At 69.9% G+C, this 19,426-nt stretch carries 24 protein-coding genes; 11 read left to right on the top strand and 13 right to left on the bottom strand.

Features of this window, described 5'->3' with window-relative positions:
• Positions 1–10: 10 nt before the first annotated feature.
• The 4 genes from ACWDEW_RS13145 to ACWDEW_RS13160 all read right to left on the bottom strand — a co-directional run bounded on the left by ACWDEW_RS13145 (position 11) and on the right by ACWDEW_RS13160 (position 2,556).
• Positions 11–850 carry an RNA polymerase sigma factor SigF gene (locus ACWDEW_RS13145; RefSeq protein ID WP_450512338.1) on the bottom strand — a complete coding sequence of 280 codons (840 nt, stop codon included), beginning with the start codon at positions 848–850 and terminating at the stop codon, positions 11–13.
• Positions 851–1,231: 381 nt separating this feature from the next.
• On the bottom strand, positions 1,232–1,585 hold the full coding sequence (locus ACWDEW_RS13150; RefSeq protein ID WP_450512340.1) for a PRC-barrel domain containing protein: 354 nt from the start codon (positions 1,583–1,585) through the stop codon (positions 1,232–1,234).
• Between the two features lie 158 nt (positions 1,586–1,743).
• The gene (locus tag ACWDEW_RS13155; RefSeq protein WP_450512342.1) at positions 1,744–1,914 is read right to left on the bottom strand and encodes a hydrophobic protein; all 171 of its coding nucleotides are present in this window, start codon (positions 1,912–1,914) and stop codon (positions 1,744–1,746) included.
• 249 nt (positions 1,915–2,163) lie between these two features.
• Positions 2,164–2,556, bottom strand: a complete 393-nt coding sequence (locus tag ACWDEW_RS13160) for an ATP-binding protein (RefSeq protein ID WP_450512344.1) — start codon at positions 2,554–2,556, stop codon at positions 2,164–2,166.
• A gap of 600 nt (positions 2,557–3,156) precedes the next feature.
• Here ACWDEW_RS13160 and ACWDEW_RS13165 point away from each other — a divergent pair.
• Entirely contained in the window at positions 3,157–3,492 is a 336-nt protein-coding gene (locus ACWDEW_RS13165; RefSeq protein ID WP_450512345.1) for a helix-turn-helix domain-containing protein, read from the top strand.
• A gap of 352 nt (positions 3,493–3,844) precedes the next feature.
• On the opposite strand, the gene ACWDEW_RS13170 is transcribed toward ACWDEW_RS13165, so the two are convergent.
• A complete protein-coding gene (locus ACWDEW_RS13170) occupies positions 3,845–5,098 on the bottom strand; it encodes a phospholipase D-like domain-containing protein (RefSeq protein ID WP_450512346.1) in 1,254 nt (417 codons plus the stop codon).
• 78 nt (positions 5,099–5,176) lie between these two features.
• Here ACWDEW_RS13170 and ACWDEW_RS13175 point away from each other — a divergent pair, with 78 nt between their 5' ends.
• From ACWDEW_RS13175 to ACWDEW_RS13185, 3 genes are all read left to right on the top strand, one after another.
• Complete coding sequence (locus tag ACWDEW_RS13175; protein ID WP_450512444.1) at positions 5,177–6,016, top strand: DUF1206 domain-containing protein; 840 nt, start codon at positions 5,177–5,179, stop codon at positions 6,014–6,016.
• Positions 6,017–6,488: 472 nt separating this feature from the next.
• Positions 6,489–6,929, top strand: a complete 441-nt coding sequence (locus tag ACWDEW_RS13180) for an STAS domain-containing protein (protein WP_450512348.1) — start codon at positions 6,489–6,491, stop codon at positions 6,927–6,929.
• 56 nt (positions 6,930–6,985) lie between these two features.
• On the top strand, positions 6,986–7,582 hold the full coding sequence (locus ACWDEW_RS13185; protein ID WP_450512350.1) for a hypothetical protein: 597 nt from the start codon (positions 6,986–6,988) through the stop codon (positions 7,580–7,582).
• Positions 7,583–7,818: 236 nt separating this feature from the next.
• Here ACWDEW_RS13185 and ACWDEW_RS13190 read toward each other — a convergent pair whose 3' ends face one another.
• A complete protein-coding gene (locus ACWDEW_RS13190; protein ID WP_450512352.1) occupies positions 7,819–8,688 on the bottom strand; it encodes a UbiA family prenyltransferase in 870 nt (289 codons plus the stop codon).
• Positions 8,689–8,838: 150 nt separating this feature from the next.
• On the opposite strand from ACWDEW_RS13190, the gene ACWDEW_RS13195 reads away from it, so the two are divergent.
• The 3 genes from ACWDEW_RS13195 to ACWDEW_RS13205 are packed head-to-tail and all read left to right on the top strand — an operon-like array spanning position 8,839 to position 11,492.
• Positions 8,839–9,906, top strand: a complete 1,068-nt coding sequence (locus tag ACWDEW_RS13195) for a type III polyketide synthase (protein ID WP_450512353.1) — start codon at positions 8,839–8,841, stop codon at positions 9,904–9,906.
• Between the two features lie 45 nt (positions 9,907–9,951).
• The gene (locus ACWDEW_RS13200) at positions 9,952–10,482 is read left to right on the top strand and encodes an isoprenylcysteine carboxyl methyltransferase family protein (RefSeq protein ID WP_450512355.1); all 531 of its coding nucleotides are present in this window, start codon (positions 9,952–9,954) and stop codon (positions 10,480–10,482) included.
• Positions 10,479–11,492 (top strand): NAD(P)/FAD-dependent oxidoreductase, encoded by a 1,014-nt coding sequence (locus tag ACWDEW_RS13205; RefSeq protein WP_450512357.1) that lies wholly within the window; start codon positions 10,479–10,481, stop codon positions 11,490–11,492. The genes ACWDEW_RS13200 and ACWDEW_RS13205 overlap by 4 nt, the downstream gene beginning before the upstream one ends.
• Positions 11,493–11,695: 203 nt before the next feature.
• On the opposite strand, the gene ACWDEW_RS13210 is transcribed toward ACWDEW_RS13205, so the two are convergent.
• Both ACWDEW_RS13210 and ACWDEW_RS13215 read right to left on the bottom strand, forming a co-directional pair.
• A complete protein-coding gene (locus ACWDEW_RS13210) occupies positions 11,696–12,079 on the bottom strand; it encodes an ANTAR domain-containing protein (protein ID WP_450512359.1) in 384 nt (127 codons plus the stop codon).
• Positions 12,080–12,161: 82 nt separating this feature from the next.
• A complete protein-coding gene (locus ACWDEW_RS13215; RefSeq protein WP_450512360.1) occupies positions 12,162–12,437 on the bottom strand; it encodes a hypothetical protein in 276 nt (91 codons plus the stop codon).
• A gap of 386 nt (positions 12,438–12,823) precedes the next feature.
• Here ACWDEW_RS13215 and ACWDEW_RS13220 point away from each other — a divergent pair, with 386 nt between their 5' ends.
• From ACWDEW_RS13220 to ACWDEW_RS13230, 3 genes are all read left to right on the top strand, one after another.
• Positions 12,824–13,030: a hypothetical protein gene (locus ACWDEW_RS13220; RefSeq protein WP_450512362.1), complete on the top strand. Its 207-nt coding sequence runs from the start codon at positions 12,824–12,826 to the stop codon at positions 13,028–13,030.
• 125 nt (positions 13,031–13,155) lie between these two features.
• Complete coding sequence (locus ACWDEW_RS13225) at positions 13,156–13,338, top strand: hydrophobic protein (RefSeq protein ID WP_450512364.1); 183 nt, start codon at positions 13,156–13,158, stop codon at positions 13,336–13,338.
• A 61-nt stretch (positions 13,339–13,399) separates the two neighbouring features.
• A complete protein-coding gene (locus ACWDEW_RS13230; protein ID WP_450512365.1) occupies positions 13,400–13,573 on the top strand; it encodes a CsbD family protein in 174 nt (57 codons plus the stop codon).
• Between the two features lie 53 nt (positions 13,574–13,626).
• Here the strand turns inward: ACWDEW_RS13230 and ACWDEW_RS13235 are convergent, their stop codons facing one another.
• The 5 genes from ACWDEW_RS13235 to ACWDEW_RS13255 form a co-directional block, all read right to left on the bottom strand.
• Positions 13,627–14,718, bottom strand: coding sequence for an HTTM domain-containing protein (locus ACWDEW_RS13235; protein ID WP_450512367.1), 1,092 nt, complete (start codon positions 14,716–14,718; stop codon positions 13,627–13,629).
• The gene (locus ACWDEW_RS13240) at positions 14,708–15,247 is read right to left on the bottom strand and encodes a DUF5819 family protein (protein ID WP_450512368.1); all 540 of its coding nucleotides are present in this window, start codon (positions 15,245–15,247) and stop codon (positions 14,708–14,710) included. Before ACWDEW_RS13240 ends, ACWDEW_RS13235 begins: the two co-directional genes overlap by 11 nt.
• Before the next feature lie 289 nt (positions 15,248–15,536).
• The gene (locus tag ACWDEW_RS13245; protein ID WP_450512446.1) at positions 15,537–16,730 is read right to left on the bottom strand and encodes an ice-binding family protein; all 1,194 of its coding nucleotides are present in this window, start codon (positions 16,728–16,730) and stop codon (positions 15,537–15,539) included.
• A gap of 636 nt (positions 16,731–17,366) precedes the next feature.
• Complete coding sequence (locus tag ACWDEW_RS13250) at positions 17,367–17,666, bottom strand: aldehyde dehydrogenase family protein (protein WP_450512448.1); 300 nt, start codon at positions 17,664–17,666, stop codon at positions 17,367–17,369.
• Positions 17,667–17,950: 284 nt separating this feature from the next.
• Entirely contained in the window at positions 17,951–18,142 is a 192-nt protein-coding gene (locus ACWDEW_RS13255; protein ID WP_442811829.1) for a hypothetical protein, read from the bottom strand.
• A 289-nt stretch (positions 18,143–18,431) separates the two neighbouring features.
• Here ACWDEW_RS13255 and ACWDEW_RS13260 point away from each other — a divergent pair, with 289 nt between their 5' ends.
• Positions 18,432–19,406, top strand: coding sequence for a metal ABC transporter solute-binding protein, Zn/Mn family (locus ACWDEW_RS13260; RefSeq protein ID WP_450512370.1), 975 nt, complete (start codon positions 18,432–18,434; stop codon positions 19,404–19,406).
• Positions 19,407–19,426: the final 20 nt, after the last annotated feature.

Consider the following 19,426-nt stretch of genomic DNA (forward strand, 5'->3'; position numbering starts at 1 on the left):
GACCGGTGTGTCAGTCGGTGGTGAGCATGCCTGCGCGGAGTTTGGTGAGGGTGCGGTTGAGCAGGCGGGAGACGTGCATCTGGGAGACGCCGAGGTGTTCGCCGATCTGGGACTGGGTGAGTTCGTCGACGAACCGCATGTGGATGATGCGCCGTTCGCGGTCGTCGAGTTCGGCGATCAGGGGAGCCAGGGCGTTGAAGTCCTCGACGAGTTCGAGGGCGTTGTCGTCGAGCCCGATGAAGTCGGCCAGCGCGGCTTCGCCGTCGTCGCCGGAGCCGATGGCGGCGTCGAGGGAGGCGGAGTTGTAGCCGTTGGAGGCGAGACGTGCTTCGTTGACCTCTTCCTCGCTGAGGCACATCAGCTGGGAGAGTTCCTTGACGGTGGGCGTACGGCCGAGCCGGCTGCGGAGCTCTTCGGTGGCCTTGGCGAGCTGGACGCGGGCTTCCTGGAGGCGTCGGGGGACGTGGACGGCCCAGGAGGTGTCGCGGAAGAAGCGCTTGATCTCGCCGGTGATGTAGGGGATGGCGAAGGAGGTGAACTCGACTTCGCGGGTGAGCTCGAACCGGTCGATGGCCTTGATCAGGCCGATCGTGCCGACCTGGACGATGTCCTCCATCTCGTCCTGGCTGCGGCTGCGGAACCGTGCGGCCGCGTACCGGACGAGCGTGATGTTCATTTCGATGAGGGTGTTGCGCGCGTACTGGTACTCGTGCGTGCCCTCTTCGAGGACGGCGAGCTGGTCGAGGAACAGCCTGGTCAGCTGACGGGCGTCCTTCGGGGCGACCTGCGAAGGGTCTGCGATCTCCGGCAGCACCCGGGTCTGTGCGTCTGCCGTCTTCGTCACCGTCATGTCAGGCCCCTCCTACGTGATCCGGACTCGGTGCCGCCGATTCGTTGTCCGGCGACAACGATCGGCCTACCCGGGTTCGCGGAATGCATGCCAGGTGATTTCGAATCGGGTCCGCCGACGGCCGTCGGACCGGGCGCTCCGGCCGCCCGTGGTGCCTCCCTGACGCTCCCTCGTGGACGTGGACCTCGGTGATGGCGTCGCGGCGCGGAGCCGCAGGGTCTCGGCCGGGAGGGGGAGAGAGGTGCCAGGTGGTCAGTGGTCAGGTGCGGGTCGATGGTGACCCAGGAAAGGGAGAGCGGGGCCCCTGTCGACGGCCTGGACGACAGCAGTGGGGCCGGCCGGAGCAGCTCCGGCCGGCCCCACTGCTGGGCTGCTGCGAGGTCAGACGACTCGCTGGGTCTGGTAGTAGTCGGCGACCTGTGCGTGGTAGCCGGCGTCGCCGACGTGCTTGTCCTTGTCGAACTCGGGGGACTCTCTGATCTGGTCCCTCGTGAGGCCGACGTAGATCTTGCGCTCGGCCTGGTCGACCGTCTTCACGGTTCCGGCGGGCAGCAGGACGTGCTTGCCGAAGATCCACACACCGGTGTCGACGACGAGGTAGGAGGAGTTGACGTCGTCCGAGTGCTTGTCGACCTTGCCGATGCCACCGTCGGTGGCCTCGACCTTGTATCCGATCAGGTCGGTGCCTGTGGTGTGGCCGGTGGTCGGCTGGTAGCCCCAGATGTTGTCACTCATGGAGAACGGCTCCCTCGTTGAGATTGTTTGTTGCTCCCGCATTTGAACTACGGAGTCGTGCAGGCGTCATCGAATTCAGCAACGCCTCTTCAGAGCTTCAGGAATTCGAATGCCCCGGTCGGCTGGTCCCACGCATTCGCGGCGGGCACATTGTTCGCCTACCAGCGGTACCAGCGGCCGCGCTTGCCACCGCTTGCCGTGGGGCGGACCACGAAGCCGAGAACCCACACGACCAGCACGATGACGGCTATCCACCACAGGGCCTTGAGTGCGAAGCCGGCACCGAAGAGGATCAGGGCGAGCAGAAGAACAAGAAGAATAGGAACCATTGTTATCAACCTCCGGCCCTTCGTGTGCCCGGGGGAGAGATCTTCACTCCTGCGGATTTCATGGGTTTCTTGGGCGGACCCGAAGCGGCTGAAAGTCCGTTCGGCAATCGTCCGGTTTTGAGGCGGGACATCCGGTGAGACGGGTGGCGAACCTCTTTCGAGAGAGGCAGTCGACTCGCACGGTCCGGGGCCCGCGACGCTCCACCGGAGGTCGGCTTCCGTGACCCGCGCCGTTTCCAGGCGTCGGCGTCACCGGGCGAGGAGGGCGCTCACGGTCTTGCCGCCCGCTGCTTGGCGGGTCACGGTGGTGGCGCGGGCGAGGTGGTTGACCATGGGCCAGCCGAAGCCTCCGGTGCCGTCGTCGAGGTCGGGGGTGCGCATGCGCGGCATCTCGGGGCTGTGGTCGCGCACCGCCACCTCGATGCTGTCCGGGTGCGCGGTCAGGTCCAGGGTGCAGGTGCCGCCGCCATGACGCAGGGCGTTGGTGACGAGTTCCGAGACGACCAGGACCACGGTGTCCGCATCCTCGGCCGCGATCGGGCGCAGGAGACCTCCGAGGAAGTCACGGGCGCTGTCGCGTGCGTGGTGGGCTACGGATGTCGTGGAGCGGACGGTCGCGACGTTGACGCTCATGGTGTTCATCAGGTCTCCCCGGTCTCTGGATCGTCTGTGTCCGGTTCTGCCTGCGGTGTCTCGTTCCCCCGCCTGTAACCCGTTAAGCAGGTGCTGGCAGCGCTTCTTCCTGCGCCGGTCACTGTTCGAGGTTGATTGCCTCACTGTCGAACACGCGGAAATCTGTGTTTGTCGGAGTAGACATTGGAGTGGGGGCGGGGTTATGGTTCTGTCGTAGCTCAGAGAGACAGCCAGGCCTGGCAGACACGAACTGCCGGGCGGAGCAGTACCCGCAGGTGCGGTTCGCATCACCAGCAGTGCGCAGTACCCCAGTTGTAGGCAGTTGATCCCAGAGGGAAGAACGGAGGAGCCGAGCGCCATCAGGATCGCCCGGGCCGGATCTTGAACCCGGGTACCGCAGGACATCGATAGTGAGGTGGTCTCCGGTCAAGCAACCGCGATCCCAGCAGCCCCGGCAGCAAGCCGGTCGAGTCTGCGGAAACAGAAGGCCGGTGCCCTGTCAGGGCCGGCAGATGGTGTAGCAGTTCCTTCGGGGCCTTGGTGCCGTACGGCACCAAGGCCCCTCGACGCGTTCCGCGGAGAGGTTCGAATGACAACAGAGAGGTGCAAATGACAGCAGACGACTCGTTCGGCCGTATCGACGACGACGACTACCCCGCTTACACGATGGGCGGAGCCGCCGAGCTGCTCGGCACCACGCAGGGCTTCCTCCGCGCTCTCGGCGAAGCCCGCCTGATCACTCCGCTCCGCTCCGCCGGCGGCCACCGCCGCTACTCCCGCTACCAGCTGCGCATCGCCGCCCGCGCCCGGGAACTCGTCGACCGCGGGACCCCCATCGAGGCCGCCTGCCGCATCATCATCCTCGAAGACCAGCTCGAAGAAGCCCGGCGCATCAACGAAGAACACCGCAAAGCCGCCGACGCGCAGCGCGCGCCGGACGCCTGACCCGTCGGCGGGTAAGCAGACGGGGAAGCCGACTGCAGGATTCCCGGGGCCGCCTCACACGGCCGTCGGCAGAATGGCGGCCTGCCCCGCCCGGCAGTACGTACCAGGCGCCGGGCTCCGGCGATGTCGTCGGCGGAGCCCTTTCACGTCCCGGCCGACCGTCCACGCGGCGGCCGACTCACCGATCAGCAACTCGCGCGGCTTTCTCCTCATCCCACATCCCTGATCCCACGTCCCTGACCGCTGAATCCGGGTACAGCGCCGGTCCGTTGTCGCCGTCCGCCGCCCCGACCCGCAGGTCCAGGAACGGAACCGGTCGGCGTGCGCATCGGGGCCGAGGCCGATGGACGGGTCAGAGGAAGCGTCGTATCGGCAGGACGGCCGTCTCCCGGACGCGCTGGAGCAGCGCGCGTCGCTTCCACCGTCCGGCACTGATGAGTTCGCTGTGCTCAAGGTCTTCCGTGAAGTGCCGGTCCAGCGTCGCGGTGAACGCGGGGTCCAGCACGGCGAGCATGACCTCTTCGTCGTGGTCGAGGGAGCGACGGTTGAAGTTCGTCGAGCCGATGAGCGCCGTAGCCCTGTCGACGGTGACGACCTTGGTGTGGAGCATGGTCGGCTGGTAGTGGTAGATCTTCACCCCGCAGGCGGTGAGCTCCTCGTAGTAGCGCTGGCCGGCGAGTTGGCAGACCCGCTTGTCGGTGTACGGGCCCGGCAGCAGGATCTCCACCTCGACCCCTCGGCGGGCCGCGCCGCACAGCAGCTCGATGAAGTACGCGTCGGGTGCGAAGTAGGCGGTGGCCAGCCGGAGCCTCTCCTCCGCCGTCTCGATCATCACGCGGAACAGGGTCTGCATGTCCTGCCAGCCGAAACTGGCCGAGCCCCGCACCACCTGGACCACGGCATCGCCCCGGGGGATGTGGTCGGTGAACCGGTCGCGTTCGTCGAAGAGTTCGTCATGGCACTCGGCCCAGTTCTGGGCGAAGGCGGCGGCCAGCCCGTCCACGGCGGGTCCGCTCACCTGGACGTGGGTGTCGCGCCATTCCTTCGGGTTGCGGGCATCGCCGCACCATTCCTCGGCGATGCCGACGCCGCCGGTGAAGGCGGTCTCCTCGTCGACGACAAGGACCTTGCGGTGACAGCGGTGGTTCTGCTTCAGCGGAGACAGGTACAGCGGCTTGCGGAACCAGGCCACCTGCACCCCGGCCCGCTCCATCGCCCCCAACTGGTCCTTCTCGATGAGCCGGCTCCCGAAGCCGTCCAGCAGCAGCCGTACGCGCACTCCTTCCCGCGCCCGCTCCGCGAGCGCGTCGGCGAACTGCCGGGCGATGTCCCCCCTCCAGTACACGAAGGTCATCATGTCCACGGTGTGGCGGGCGGAACGGATCCGGCCCAGCATGGCGCCGAAGATCTCGTCCCCGTTGCGCAACGGGACCAGCGCGTTGCCTTCCGTGGCCGCGATCCCTATGAGCCGTTCCAGCCGGCGTCTGGTGCGCCGGGCCCGACCGTCGAGGACGCTGTCGACGTCCTGCGCACCGCCGGGCTCCTCGGAGCTGGCGGTTCCCGCCGTTCGGGCGGCAGCGGGGGCTGCGTTCTGTGTGTTCGGCATGGGCTGCACCTTTCCTGGACACCGAGCCGGGAGGACAAAACCCGGATGCCCTCGTACTTCGCGGGCATCCGGAACGACATGGCTACTGGATCGGCAACGGCACGCGGACAGGGACAGGCCCGCCGTGCGGCGAACAGCAAGACGGTCGCGGCGGCGGCCCGTGCGGGCTTCGTCGCCCGCGGGGTCATCTACGTACTGATCGGCGTCCTCTCCCTGCGGATCGCCTTCTCCGGCGGGGGTGAGCAGGCCGACCGGGGTGGTGCGATCGCCGAGATCGCCCAAAAGCCCTTCGGCACGGTGCTGTTGTGGCTGCTGGGGATCGCCCTGGCCGGGATGTCCCTGTGGCGGCTGTCGGAGGCGGCCTTCGGGCAGGCGGGTCCCGACGGCGACAAGCCGGGCAAGAGGGCGATGGCGGCGGGCCGTTTCGTCTTCTACGGCTTCGTGTCGTACTCCGTGCTCTCCTACGCGGCCGGGGACAAGGGCAGCGGCAGCGGCGGTTCCGACAAGAACTCCCAGGACGTCACGGCGAAGGCGCTGGACTGGCCCGGCGGGCAGTGGATCGTCGGCATCGCCGGTGCCGCGGTGACCGCGGCCGGGCTGTGGATCGCCGTCCGGGCGATCCTGCGCAAGTTCGAGAAGCACCTCAAGATGGCGGAGATGTCCCCGAAGACGCGTCAAGTCGTCACCTTCCTGGGCGTGTTCGGCGGCACGGCCCGCGGCATCGTCTTCGCCACCGCGGGAGGCTTCGCCATCGCCGCGGCCGTCCAGCACAAGCCGGGCAAGGCCAAGGGCATGGACGACACCCTGCGAACCTTCGCCGACACCCCGGCGGGCCCCTGGCTGCTGACGGTGATAGCGATCGGCCTCATCGCCTTCGGGGTCTTCTCCTGGGCCAACGCACGCTGGCGCAAGATCTGACAGACGGCGGACGGCGGACGGCAGACGGCAGGCGGCAGGCCACAGAACACAGCCCGCACCGGGCGAGGGCGGCCGCGACGGCCTCGTCGACTTCGCCCGCGGCGCCCTCTCCGGGTTCCCGGGCCGCCGGCACCTGAGCGCGAACCACGTCCGCGAGTGTCAGCGAACTCCGGCGGCGACGGCGGCGAGAGCGCTGTGTAAACATCGTGGTACCCGTCTCCGGGGCGGACCGGGGGACGGGCCCCGGGACTATGCTTCACATGGACGTCCCAGACCCCGGCGGGCCACCACTGCTTGGCCACATGCCTGCGGAGAGCGGAGCGTTCGTCCCCTCGCCCCGTGCATCCCCGAGGGAACCGGCCGGGTCCCACGCCCGGAACGTCGGCTGCTGGACCGGTCGTCCCCCTGCCCGCACGACAGTACGACCGTCCCGGTTTCCCGGCGCGGTCTCGTGAACCGAGGCACCCCGCCCATGCGCGTCCCACCCGTCCTGAACGTCCACCGGCACGACACCGACGACCGGGCATCGATCACCCTGACCGGCGAGATCAACCTCAACTCCGCGCCCCTGGTGCACGCGTCACTGGAGCGCTGCCTCCACGACGGCATCCGCGCCATCGACATCGACGTCACCGCCGTGACCTTCTGCGACCGCAACAGCCTCAACGGCTTCCTCTACGCCTTGATGCACACCGCCGCGGCCGGAGGATCCCTGCAACTGCACCACCCCAGCCCGGCGTTGGAGCGCCTCGTCGCGCTCACCGGCTACGGTTCCCTCTTCCTCAGCCTCCCGGATGCCCACGCCGGATACCGGACGCCTCCGCAGCCCCTTCCCCTGCCTCAGGTTCCCCTGCCCCAGGCCGCACCATGGCTCGCGCCGACCCTGCCCGCTCTCCCGGGCGGTGTGCTGTGACGGCCCCACCCGGGGCGAGCCGACCGCGGACGCGCCCAGGCCGACTGCCGCTCGCCATGCGCAGGACGTCTCTGAGTCTGCGCCGGCTCAACCGCTGGCAGGTCGAGGGGCTGCGCGAGGACCTGGCGGACCTGTATGCGGAGTCCTGCGCCACAACGCCCGGTTGGGAGCACCGCCGCCGGAAGGACTTCCTGCGGCGTCTCACCCGCGACACCTGGCGACCGGGGTTCACCATGCTGACCGCCCAGGCACCCGGCCTGGTGGGGTACGCGTTCGGATTCCCCGTGGCGCGTGACGGCTCCTGGTGGAGCGGGTTCCGTGGACCGCTTCCGCAGGACGTCGCTCAACTCACCACGTCCGGACGGGTCTTCGCCCTCAGCGGGACGGTGGTCCGTCCCTCCGAGCGGTACCACGGCCTGGCCGACCGGCTCCAGGAGCAGCTGTTCGCCGACCGCCGGGCTCTGCTCGGCGTCACCCTGGTGGACCGGACCCATCGGGCGGCCTGTGCCGGATTCCGGTCCCGGGGATGGCGCGACATCGGCCTGCTCTACAGGCCACCGGGCCCCACCGTGCTGCGGGCCCTGGTCCTTCCCCTCGCGGAGTGGACCGCCGCGGAGCCGGACGACCTCGCGCGCCCAGCACGATTCCGGTAGCCGCGCGAGGACCAGGGGTGAGGCCCGCGCGTGAGGGGATCACCGGGTGAACGGCGGGACGGCAGAAGTGAGTTGTGACGACTGACAGCAGGTCCCGCCGTTCCCCGGCGGAAACCACTCCCATCACCGACTCGCGAACTGACAGCATCCGCAGCCGAGTTGGAGAACTCTCTCTGCCGCCTTCCAGGAACTCCCGCTGAATACGCGCGGGTTCCGTACGGTGCGAGACGACGCGGTCAGGCGATCCCGGTGCCGCGCACCAGCAGCAACGCCACGTCCACCGCCGCCACGGCGACCGCCGCCGCGAACGCCGCCCGCTCCCAGCGACGTCCCAGCACCGTCCCCGCCACCGAGACCAGGCCGGCCAGTGTCAGCGCCGCCACTCCCCAGCTGCCGGGTGGTCCGGCGGGCCCCAGCGCCAGCACCGCGGACGCGGCCACCAGCGGCACCGGCAGCAACAGCCGCGCGCGGTCCTGGCCGAGCCGCTGCGGCCAGCCCCGTACGCCCGTCGCGAGGTCCGCGCGGATGTCCGGCAGCACATCGCCCAGATGCGCGCCGACCCCCAGCAACGCCCCGGCGGCGACGACCCACCAGGCCGGCCACGGCTGCCCGGGCAGCCCCAGCGCCACGAACGCGGGGAGCGCGGCGAAACCCACCGCGTACGGCGCCCAGGACCATGCCGTCGCCTTGAGCCGCAGGTCGTACGCCCACGCCGCCGCCACCCCGACCAGGTGAACGGCGCCCGCCCACAGGCCGCAGGCGAACGACAGCGGCACGCACAGTGCCAGCGCGGCGTACGCGGCCACCCACACCTCCGTCACACCGACCGTGCCGTCGACGACGGGTTTGCCGTGGCGGCCGGCGGCGATGTCCCGGCGCGCGTCGAACGCGTCGTTGCACCAGCCGACGGACAACTGCCCGGTCAGCACGGCGGCGGCGGTGAGGGCACCACGCGCGGCGCCCTGACCGGCCGTGACGGCGAGTGCGGTCATCAGGGCGGTGACCGCCACGACGGGCCCGGGGTGGCACGACCCGGCCAGGCCGGCCACCCGGCCGACCCAACCCGCCCCGGGACCGCCGGTCGTCGCGTGCTCGGGAGTGCCCACCCGGCCGATCGTAGGCGCCCGGGACCCACCCGGCCGGAGCACGCGCGCTCCGGGGCGAACGGCCGTACGGGCGATCCGTGGTGTCGAAGTCCCGGTCCGGGGAACACGTGGGGAGCGACTCACTCCAGTCGCCAACCGGACGGGAACCACATGACGCGGATCGCCGCCGTTCACGGTGCCCTCGCACCGCACCGTCGCAGCCAGCCCGAGATCACCGACATGGTGGCCCGCACCTGCCTGCCGGAGGGCACCGACCGCCGGGTCCTGGACCGGCTCCACCGCAGCGCGAAGGTCGGCTCCCGGCACATGACGCTGCCGCTCGAACAGTACGGAGAGCTCGACGGGTTCGGCGCCGCCAACGACGTCTACATCGCCGCCGCCACCGACCTCGGTGCCAAGGCCGTCCGGGACGCACTGCACCTGGCCGGTCTGTCCCCGGCCGACGTGGACCTGCTGGTCTTCACCTCCGTCACCGGTGTCGCCATCCCCTCCATCGACGCCCGCCTGGTCGGCCGCCTCGGACTGCGGCCGGACGTCAGACGGCTCCCCCTCTTCGGCCTGGGCTGTGCGGGCGGCGCCGCCGGCCTGTCCCGTATGCACGACTACCTGCTGGGCCGGCCCGACGACGTGGCGGTGCTGCTCTCCGTCGAACTGTGCTCGCTCACCTTCCAGCGCGACGACGCCTCCCTGGCCAACCTGGTCGCGACCGGACTGTTCGGCGACGGCGCCGCCGCGGTGGTCGCCTGCGGCGCGAACCGTCCGCGCCGCCCGGACGAGACCGCCGGCCCGACGATCGTGGACACCCGCAGCCACCTGTACCCGGACACCGGGCGCGTCATGGGCTGGGACATCAAGGACACCGGCTTCCGGATCGTCCTCGACCCGCGGGTCCCCGACGTCGTACGCCGCTATCTCGCCGACGACGTCGAGGGGTTCCTCGGCGACCACGGGATCAAGCAGAAGGACGTGACCGCCTGGGTCTGTCACCCCGGCGGCCCCAAGGTCCTCGATGCCGTCGCCGAGGCGCTCGACCTGCCCGGCGACGCGCTCGACGTGACCTGGCGTCACCTGGCCGACGTCGGCAACCTGTCCTCGTCGTCGGTGCTCCACGTCCTGCGCGACACCCTGGCCGAACACCGCCCGCCACCGGGCACCCCGGGCGTGCTGCTGGCCATGGGACCCGGCTTCGCCTGCGAACTGGTGCTGCTGCGCTGGTAGTTCGACCCCTCGAAGGCATGAAGGACACGAAGGACTCAAGGACACATGATCTGGTACGGACTGCTGGTGGCCGCCGTAGCCGCCGAGCGCGTCGCCGAACTCGTCGTCGCCCGCCGCAACGAACGCTGGAGCACCGCCCGCGGCGCGACCGTCGCCGGGCAGGGCCACTACCCGGCGATGGTGGCCCTGCACACCGGCCTGCTGGTCGCCTGCCCGGCCGAGGTCTGGCTGGGCGACCGGCCCTTCGTACCCGCCCTGGCCTGGCCGATGCTGGCCGTGCTGGTGGGCGCGCAGGCACTGCGGTGGTGGTGCATCCAGACCCTGGGCCCCCGTTGGAACACCCGGGTGATCGTCGTGCCCGGTCTGCCGCTGGTGACGAGCGGCCCCTACCGGTGGCGGTGGCTGCGGCACCCGAACTACGTGGCGGTCGTCGCCGAGGGCGTGGCCCTGCCGCTCGTCCACACCGCCTGGGTCACCGCGACCGCGTTCACGGTGCTCAACGCCGCCCTGCTCACCGTGCGCATCCGCTGCGAGAACCAGGCCCTGGCCGCCGCGACCGCGAACGCACCGGCGTGATCGACGTACTCGTGGCCGGAGGCGGACCCGCCGGACTGGCCGCCGCCATCCACGCCGCACTCGGCGGCCTGGAGGCCGTCGTGGTCGAACCCCGGACCTCGCCCGTGGACAAGGCCTGCGGAGAAGGAGTCATGCCCGGCGGTGTCGCCGCGCTGCGCGCCCTGGGCATCGAGGCCGGCGGCCGCGAACTGCGCGGCATCCGCTACATCGACGGCACCACCCGCGCCGAAGCGTCCTTCCGCGACGGCAACGGTCTGGGAATCCGCCGTACGACACTGCACTCCTCGCTCCACCGGCGCGCCCTCGACCTCGGCGTGCGCATGCTGCCGGGCAAGGTCGGCGAGGTGCGCCAGAACGCGGACACGGTCACCGCCGCCGGAGCCACGGCCCGCTGGCTGATCGCCGCCGATGGCCTGCACTCCCCGGTGCGCCGCGCGCTGGGCCTGGAACTGCCCGGCCGCCCCCACGGCCGCTACGGCCTGCGCCGCCACTACCGCGTCGAGCCGTGGACGGACTTCGTCGAGGTCCACTGGTCCCGGCACGGCGAGGCCTACGTCACACCGGTCGACGACGACCTGGTGGGCGTCGCCGTCCTCAGCCGCAACCGCCGCGGCTACGACGAACACCTCGCCGACTTCCCGACCCTCACCGCAGCCCTGCGAGGCCCGGCCGCGACGGAGGTACGCGGCGCCGGACCCCTGCGGCAGCGGGTGCGACGCCGAACCGCCGGCCGTGTCCTGCTCGTCGGCGACGCCGCGGGCTACGTGGACGCCCTCACCGGCGAGGGCGTCGCCCTGGCCCTGGCGACGGCCGGGGCAGCCGTCCGCTGTCTGGCCGCGGGCCGTCCGGACGCGTACGAGCGCGCCTGGGTGAGGCTGACCCGACGTCACCGGCTGCTGACCGGGGCCCTGCTGGCCGCGAGCCGCCGTCCCGGCACCGCCCGCCTCATCGTCCCCGCGGCATCCCGGATGCCCCCGCTGTTCTCGGCCGCGGTCCACGCGCTGCAGTAGCTGCAGTAGCGGACCGCCCCTTTCACCTCACGAAGGCCGTGGGATCGGATCGCCGGGTGAGCGGCCGTAGCCTGGTACGGCTGCCGTGCTCGACGAGGATCGGCATGCAGATCGGGATAGCTGTCGCAGACGGCCGACCGCGGCGGACGAGGAACAGGCGGTGCCGCGCGGGCAGTCCGGTCCGTACCGTCGCCACGGCCGGCTCATCGGACGGTGGGTGCGTCGCACCCTCTGTCGTCCGCGTAGAGCCGCCGCAGCGCATGCCGCAGCGCGCGCCGCATGAGCCGCGGGAGCGGCTCACCCTCCCAGGCGGCGACCACGGCGGCTGCCACCTCCGGAAGGTGGGCGTTGCACTGCCGCGCGACGTCCACCAGCAGGTTCCTGGCCGGCCCGCGGCGACAGGGGGCCAGCACCATCACCATGCCGCACGCCTGGTCGACGACCGTCCGGCCGGCCAGCACGCGACGGAGCTGATCGATCTCGGTACGCAGCGCCACGACATCCTGGCCCGCCGGGCCCTCCTCCACCGAGGCCTCGGCCCTCGTCGGATTCCACCAGTCCTTCGGACGGAAGGCTGTGCGGCGCATGGCATCTGCCTCTCCACGGTTTCCGCGCGTCCGGTGTGGCGCAAGCCGTTCCGGAACCTCTGGATGTCGGGCCGTTCGTCGCTCACCCACGCCGTTCACGGTCCCTGCGGTCCTCGCGCCTCCAGCGGGCCCGGTGGCGACGGCTGTAGCGGCGGTCCCAGCGGTCCTGCCGATCCCGGCGGTTCTCGTCATCCCGGTACTCCCCGGGATCGGAACCGTCACGACGGATCCAGCCGTCACCACCGCTGCCGTGCCGGGTGGTGGCGAAGACCAACACGGCCGCCGCAGACCACCACGGGGGATGGAGGAAGCCGAGGCCGAAGAGGACCACGATCAGGATGAGAAGCAGAACGAACACGGCGGGCCTCCCCGGGGCGGAACAACGCGACACTGCCGGGGGCCGGGGCCTGTTCCAACAGCGTAGCTCTGCCCCGAGGTTGCGGACAGCGACCCGTGTAACGGTCTGCCCCCACGGAACGAATGGCCACTTGACGCCTGTCGCGGGAGTGCGGCCAGGGGCTAACGTGCGAGGTACGGCCCGAGCCCCCGGCAGCGTCGATCACCTCTCTCGCGTCCCTTCGAGGGCGCGTCTCGCGCATCTGTGCCGGAACCCGTTCCGCCCCCACGGGCCGCTCCCGCACCGCCGTAGCCGCCGGACCCCGGCGCGGCATCGATGCGCCCCGGGCGGGCACTCTTCCACTGCCCGCCGCCTCGCACGCACGCACACCACCGCAGGCGGCACACATGTACGCCCTGATCCTTCCGGCCTCAACCCCCTTCGTCCTCCTCGCCACCGTGCTGGGCCTGTCCTGGTGGGAGGACCACATCCTGCCGACACCAGAGCCGGTCGAAGCCCTCATCGAGGACCTGTTGGCCCCAGCGGCCCCTGCCCAGCTCTCTGAACTCCCCCGTATCGACACCGCGTTGACACGGGAAGCCGCCGGGCGTTGACTGACGGAACGGCACAGGGCTGTGCCGCTCCGGATCGTTCGGGCGGCATTCCCCTTTCCCCCTTCCCCCGCTTCGCCCGGCCCCCGCGGAACTCAGGAACTTCCCCGCGACCCGGAGGCCCGGCAATGATCCTGTGGATCCTTCTCTTTCTGCTGATCCTGGTGGTGTTCGGGTTCGGCTTCACCACGCAGGCCCTCTGGTGGGTCGCCGCCGTACTCCTGGTTGTCTGGATCTTCGGCTTCGCGAGGCGCGGGCGCGGCGGAGGCCGGCGTCGCGGTGGCCGCCGGTCCGGCCGCAGGCGCGGGTAGTCCGTACCGGCGCGCTCTTCCGCACGCAGGAGCCCATCCAGCACATGAGCAGAGGACAGTCATGAGCATCGGACAGACCATCAGGCACAAGACCCGGGCATTCAAAGGCCGGGTCACCGAACGCATCGGCCGCACCACCCGCAACAAGCGCCTGCAGCGGCACGGCAGGACCGACCAGATCTCAGGGAACCTGAAGCAGTTCGGCGACAAGGCCAAGAAGGCCTTCAGGCACTGACCGGCACTGCCCCGGGCGGCGCCCGGATCGACGGCGCGCAGACCACAGGACCTTCAACTGCGTGACGGTGTCGGCTGCGGGGGCACGAGTGCCGTCCCTCTGCGGGCCGCAGCCTCCGCCTCTCCGACGTGTGCCCATCGGCCGAGGGGACGCGACAGTTGTGCCAGTGCCCGGTAGAAGCGGTCCGGCAGGAACGCGGCGTCCGCGACGACCATCGCGCCGGAGAAGAGCGGCAGGCCCAGGAGGACGGCGATACCCAGGTGCATGCCCAACAGCATGGTCAGGACCGGGTACTTGAGCCGTCCGAACAGGACGAACGGGAAGGCGACCTGCACCAGCACGGTCAGCTGGCAGGCCACCGCGATCAGCACGTCGTGTTCGTCCGCCAGGAGGGAGAGTTCGGGCCAGGGCCGGAACAGGTCGAGGTTCAGGACGTAGTGGAGGGCGGTGCCGTTGCCCCACGAAGCGCCCTGCACCTTGTAGAGGCCCGCGGATCCGTAGAGGAAGCAGACCTGGGCCGCGATGACGAACATGCCGCAGTTGTGGAGTACCGCCGTCAAGACCCGGCGGGACGTGTCCAGTTGATGCCGGCGGTCGGCTGCGCCTGATTCCGTCGAGCCGCTCGCCTCCTTCCTCGTGCAGGCTCGGCGACGGGTTCTGCGCGCGTCCAGGGACCAGCGCCGGCCGCACGCGGTGAGGACGAGGTAGATCGCCATCAGGAGGATGAGGTTGTCTCCTCCGTCGGTCATGAAGATGGCTCTGGCGTGGAACGACGCCACCACGACCGCGAACAGCACGGACACCGCCCGGGTCCGCCAGCCCAGCATGAACAGCGCGGACGTGACGAGGGCCAGGGCGTAGCAGGTCTCGAAGTACGGCCGGCTGTCGGACAGGGTGAGGATGCTGGCCCACCCTGTCTGGTCGAACAGTTCCCTGGCCAGTTCGGGCGTCCACGGTGATCCGGGTCCCCAGATCTCGTCGCGGTGCGGGAACTCCCGTAGGAGGAAGACCAGGTAGAGGAGTCCGTAGCCGATGCGCAGAACGGCCGCGGCGTAGAGGGAGACCGGCCGCTCGGTCAGGGCGGTGAGAAACGCACCGATCCGCTCCGGTCCGCGGCGCGCAGCGAGTGCCTGCTCAGTTTCCACGGGAGGTCACCTTCCACCAGGGCAGATACCGCGTTTCGACGGACTTCGGCGCGGTGGCGGTCGAGCCGGGACCGGGCCCCTCGGCCGGCGCGGCGACGGGCACGGTGATCACCCGCAGCTGGACGGACTCGAAGGTGCCGCCACGGTGGTCGGTGATGCGGTCCGCCGCGATGTCGGTCAGGTACTTCTGCATCATCAGCGCCCGCTCCGAGCGGGGCCGGTCGTCGTCACCATGAGTTTCGAGGTACGAACTCCAGGCCCGTCGCAGCATGTTCTGCGCGGTGTGGCTCGGGAAGACGTCGTGCCTCACCGCAGAGTTGTCGACGCCGCTCAGATCGAACCAGCCTCTCACGTGCACCGTGCCGGCCGGGGAGGTGTGCATGGTCCGTGCCGAGATCTGCCGGTTGACCGATTCCGGATCCGGCGCGAAGAGCCGCCAGTTCTGCTCGAACAGGGGGAGGACCCACGCGTCGACCTGGCGGCTGTACTGCCGGGAGAGGGGATTCGGGGGCGCCACGTACAGAAACACGAGAAGAACGTGGACCAGGGCCGCCGTCAGACACAGGGCCACGGCGGCGCTGGTTCCCGCCTTGAGGGGGACGGCCGCCTTCAGAGGGATGGGGGGAGGCTTCGAAGACCATCGGCGCGGAGGGGTCGTCCCGTCCCGGCTTTCCATCCTGGCTTCTCTCACTGTCTCTCCTGAGATCTGTCTCTCCTGAGATCGCGGGCTCCTGAGATCGCGCCAGCGGCGCGCGACTGAATCGACCACGATCCGTCGCGCGCCGCTGGTCCTGCTCGTCCTGCTCGCTCAAGGGAAGCTAGGCAGCTTTCTTGTGGTGGCCCTCGTGATCGTTGCCGTAGCCCTCGGGCGTGTGGGGCTTCTCGGGCTTGCCGCCGTGGTCATGGCCGCCGGGCTTGTGGCCGTGATCGTGGCCGCCGGGCTTGTGGCCGTGATCGTGATGGCCGTTTCCGCCGGTCGAGCCGCCGGTCGAGCCGGCTGTCGCACCACCGTTGGTACCGGCCGTGGTGGCGCCGGTGGTACCGCTGGTGGTGGCGCCCGCGATGACACCGCCCAGCACGCCGCCGGTGGTTCCGCCCGACGTCAGCACACCGCCGAGGAGACCGCCGGTTCCGCCACCCGTCGGCACGCCGCCGATGACGCCGACCGTGGTGCTTCCGGTCGTGCCCGCCGTGGCGCCGCCCGACGTGGCACCGGCCACGACACCGCCAGTGACCAGACCACCGGTGGTTCCGCCGGCGGCACACGTACCGCGGTTGATCGTGTTGTTGTCCAGCGTCACGGCGCCGGTACGGGCCAGCGCACGGCCGGCGATGGTCGTTCCCGTCGTGACGGTGATCGATTCCTGGGCCATGATGGTGCCCACGAACGTGGAGTTGGTGCCGAGCGTGGCCGAACTGCCGATCTGCCAGTACACGTTGCACGGCGAGGCGCCGTTGACGAGCGACACGTTGCTGCCGGACGCCGTCGTCAGCGTCGAACCGATTTGGAAGACCCATACGGCATTGGGGTCACCGTGCGCGTCGAGCGTGAGTGTGCCGGTGATTCCCGCGGAGATGGGCGCCTTGTAGACACCCGGATCCAGCGTCCTGCCACCGAGCTCCACGGGGTCGGGAGCGGTCGGGTAGGTGACGTCCGGTGCCTGTCCGGCGGCGTTGTTGTACCCCGTGACCAGGTCGCTCTTGGCCTGGAGCGCCACCGCGTCCGCGGAGTGCTGGGCCCCGATCACAGTGCCGGGCGGAAATCCGGTGATGGCCGTTCCCGGCGACACTCCGAGATCACCGGTGATCGACGAGGGCCCGGTGTTGGTGACCTGTGAACCGGCCAGTACGGCGAAGCTGGTCGCCGTACCGAGAGGTACGGGTGTGGCAACGGCACTTGCGCGTGTCGGCGTCATCGCGAGCACGACAGCGGCGATCACCACGGCCGTCACCGCCGCGAGCCACACCGACATGGTGCGCCGTAGCGGCGCTTCAGGGATATTCAGCGTTATCGAGGGGCCAACTCCTTTGAGGGGATGTTCTTGGCGGTTCCCGGTCGCACAGAATCGCCTGTTTCTGGCGCTGGCATATTACCGAGGAATGGGCCGACCGATTTTTTCCCCAAGTGGTCCCACGAAATACATAGAAATTCCTAATGGGCCAGGTGGTTACAAAACAATAATTCTCGCCGGGTGTGACCGCCCGGCGCGGCCGACGGAGCGGAAGGCACCGCGAGAAGCCCCCGCGCGTCCCCACGGAAGGCGGTCGTGTCTGTGGGTGTCTGGCGAGGGAATCGACTTCGTGATCTTTGGGTCTTTGGCGAGAACCCGGCCACCGCCTGCACTTTTCCGATGCACGAGGGACCTGATCGCGAGACACCGGCGGTGTGTGATCCACCCGGCGCGGCCAAGTCGCCGTATCACGTTATTCCGTGCTTGCCGGGCCGAAGGAAGGTGGGTGGTCCGTGCATTGCTCGGGATATGCCTGAGCTGTGCTGTCCGCAGTAATATTTACTGCGGATCGATTCACTCTCACATGCAATTGCCTGGAAAGGCGGCTACGGCGTGTTCGCGGCGGAGCCATGGCCGACACCGCCGGCGTCGCAGCCCAGGAGGCGTCGGCTCTCGGCAATGGAACAACCGCAAGCGCTACGAGACGATGACGTGGTCACCGGCCGCGGTGTGGTTGACCGGACGGATTTGAGCCGGCTTCCTCGACCGGACTCGCGGGCGTACGGAGCCGCTTCTCAAGGCGTCCAGTCCCTCGGGGCCGAGTTCGCGGCCGTAGCCGGACTGCTTGACGCCGCCGCACGGCATGCCGATGTCGACGGTGATGCCGTTGTTCAGGTTCGCCGCGCCGGAGTTGATCCGCCGGGCCACGCGCGGGGTGTGCTCGGTGTCGCTGCTGTGGACGGCGCCGGACAGGCCGAACTCGGTGTCGTCGGCGATACGCGGTGCCGCTCGCCGAGGACGACCTGCCGGGCTACGCGGGCCGCGTGTTCGACTACCTGACCCGCCACCCCGCCGCGCCGCGCATGCGTCTGTGGCGCCAGCTGGAGCGGCCCGAACCGGGTCCCGACGCAGCGGACGTGTGCGGCGGCGCGTTCGTCACCTTCGAGCGCCGGGAGAGCCGCGCGGCCCTCGAAGGCCACCCGCGGGCACCTCGCATGCGGGACCTTGTCACCGGCCGGACGGGACAAGCCCGGACATTCCCCGTGCTCCAGCGCGCACTGTCAGTCCGGCTGGGCGGCGAACAGTTCCAGGTGTGCGCAGGTGGGGCAGCGATAGGCGTCGATCTGCCAACGCGGTCGGCCCATCTTCCTGGCATTGCCGAGCGGGCCTCGCTGAAGAGGGCCTGCGATCCACCGCGCGAACCCGCGAGCGCCTTGTCCGGATTCTTCGACGAAGCCCGGCTCCAGCCCCACCGCACCGCATTGGGTGCACCGTATGTTGTTCATCGCCGGAGTGTAGTGAGCCGCAACGGGTGTGGTCACCAGGGCCGGTTGCCCTCGCCCGAGCCCCGTTCTCACCCCCTCCCTCACCCCCCGAAGCCCCCGCAACGGGCACCGCCCAGGTCAAGTTTCCATAATGATTTTCATTAGAGATAACCCCCTCTCTAGTAGTGACAATCATTTCCATCTACGGTCGGAGGCGCCCCCCGCTCCACAGGACCCCGCCCCCTGTGAGCCCTCAGCCCCTCAAGGAGACCGAGTCGTGCGCACCACCGGCACCCCGATATCCCGCTCCGCCCCCCGCTCCCCCCGCCTGATCGCCGCCACCCTGGCCACCGGCGTCGTACTGGCCATCACCAGCGGCTGCTCCACTTCCGCCTCCTCCGACACCGCCAATGCCGGTTCGACGACGGCCGGCAAGACCATCAAGGTCGTAGCGGCGGAGAACTTCTGGGGGAGTATCGCCACCCAACTCGGCGGCACCCACGTGCAGGTCGAGAGCATCATCGACAACCCGAACGCCGACCCGCACGACTACGAACCGACCGCGGCGGACGGCCGGCTCGTGGCCGGGGCGCGGTACACGATCGTCAACGGCATCGGCTACGACGCCTGGGCGGACAAGCTGCTGTCCGCGAACCCCGAGAGCGGCCGTACCGATCTGAAGGTCGGTGACCTGGTCGGCATCAAGCCGGGCGGCAACCCGCACCGCTGGTACTCGCCGGACGACGTCCACCGGGTGATCGAGAAGATCACCGCCGACTACAAGAAGCTCGACCCGGCCGACGCTGCCTACTTCGACGCGCGGAAGTCGACCTTCGAGACCAGGACCCTCGCGCCCTACGACAAGCTGATCGCCGACATCAGGAGCAGGTACGCCAACACCCCCGTCGGCGCCTCGGAGTCCATCGTGACCCCGCTCGCCGAAGGGCTCGGCCTGAAGATGCTGACGCCCGAGTCCTTCCTCGACGCCATCAGTGAGGGCACCGACCCGACGGCCGAGGACAAGCAGGTGATCGACCGGCAGATCAGCCGGAAGCTGATCAAGGTGTACGTCTACAACAGCCAGAACGCCACCCCGGACGTGCAGGCCCAGGTCAAGGCCGCCAAGGCGAAGGGCATCCCGGTCGCGACCGTGACCGAGACCCTCACGCCGGCCGGAGCCACCTTCCAGGCGTGGCAGGTACGGCAGTTGCAGGGCATCGAGAAGGCCCTGGGGCAGGCGACGGGCAGGTGAGCACCGTGAATCCGGCCGCC

The sequence above is a fragment of the Streptomyces sp. NPDC001100 genome (genome assembly GCF_053598575.1).

What these genes read in the sequence shown, in the direction of transcription:
- ACWDEW_RS13145 (WP_450512338.1), bottom strand. Translation starts at nt 850, where the DNA reads ATGACGGTGACGAAGACGGCAGACGCACAGACCCGGGTGCTGCCGGAG.
- ACWDEW_RS13150 (WP_450512340.1), bottom strand. Translation starts at nt 1,585, where the DNA reads ATGAGTGACAACATCTGGGGCTACCAGCCGACCACCGGCCACACCACA.
- ACWDEW_RS13155 (WP_450512342.1), bottom strand. Translation starts at nt 1,914, where the DNA reads ATGGTTCCTATTCTTCTTGTTCTTCTGCTCGCCCTGATCCTCTTCGGT.
- ACWDEW_RS13160 (WP_450512344.1), bottom strand. Translation starts at nt 2,556, where the DNA reads ATGAACACCATGAGCGTCAACGTCGCGACCGTCCGCTCCACGACATCC.
- ACWDEW_RS13165 (WP_450512345.1), top strand. Translation starts at nt 3,157, where the DNA reads ATGACAGCAGACGACTCGTTCGGCCGTATCGACGACGACGACTACCCC.
- ACWDEW_RS13170 (WP_450512346.1), bottom strand. Translation starts at nt 5,098, where the DNA reads ATGCCGAACACACAGAACGCAGCCCCCGCTGCCGCCCGAACGGCGGGA.
- ACWDEW_RS13175 (WP_450512444.1), top strand. Translation starts at nt 5,177, where the DNA reads ATGGCTACTGGATCGGCAACGGCACGCGGACAGGGACAGGCCCGCCGT.
- ACWDEW_RS13180 (WP_450512348.1), top strand. Translation starts at nt 6,489, where the DNA reads ATGCGCGTCCCACCCGTCCTGAACGTCCACCGGCACGACACCGACGAC.
- ACWDEW_RS13185 (WP_450512350.1), top strand. Translation starts at nt 6,986, where the DNA reads ATGCGCAGGACGTCTCTGAGTCTGCGCCGGCTCAACCGCTGGCAGGTC.
- ACWDEW_RS13195 (WP_450512353.1), top strand. Translation starts at nt 8,839, where the DNA reads ATGACGCGGATCGCCGCCGTTCACGGTGCCCTCGCACCGCACCGTCGC.
- ACWDEW_RS13200 (WP_450512355.1), top strand. Translation starts at nt 9,952, where the DNA reads ATGATCTGGTACGGACTGCTGGTGGCCGCCGTAGCCGCCGAGCGCGTC.
- ACWDEW_RS13210 (WP_450512359.1), bottom strand. Translation starts at nt 12,079, where the DNA reads ATGCGCCGCACAGCCTTCCGTCCGAAGGACTGGTGGAATCCGACGAGG.
- ACWDEW_RS13220 (WP_450512362.1), top strand. Translation starts at nt 12,824, where the DNA reads ATGTACGCCCTGATCCTTCCGGCCTCAACCCCCTTCGTCCTCCTCGCC.
- ACWDEW_RS13225 (WP_450512364.1), top strand. Translation starts at nt 13,156, where the DNA reads ATGATCCTGTGGATCCTTCTCTTTCTGCTGATCCTGGTGGTGTTCGGG.
- ACWDEW_RS13230 (WP_450512365.1), top strand. Translation starts at nt 13,400, where the DNA reads ATGAGCATCGGACAGACCATCAGGCACAAGACCCGGGCATTCAAAGGC.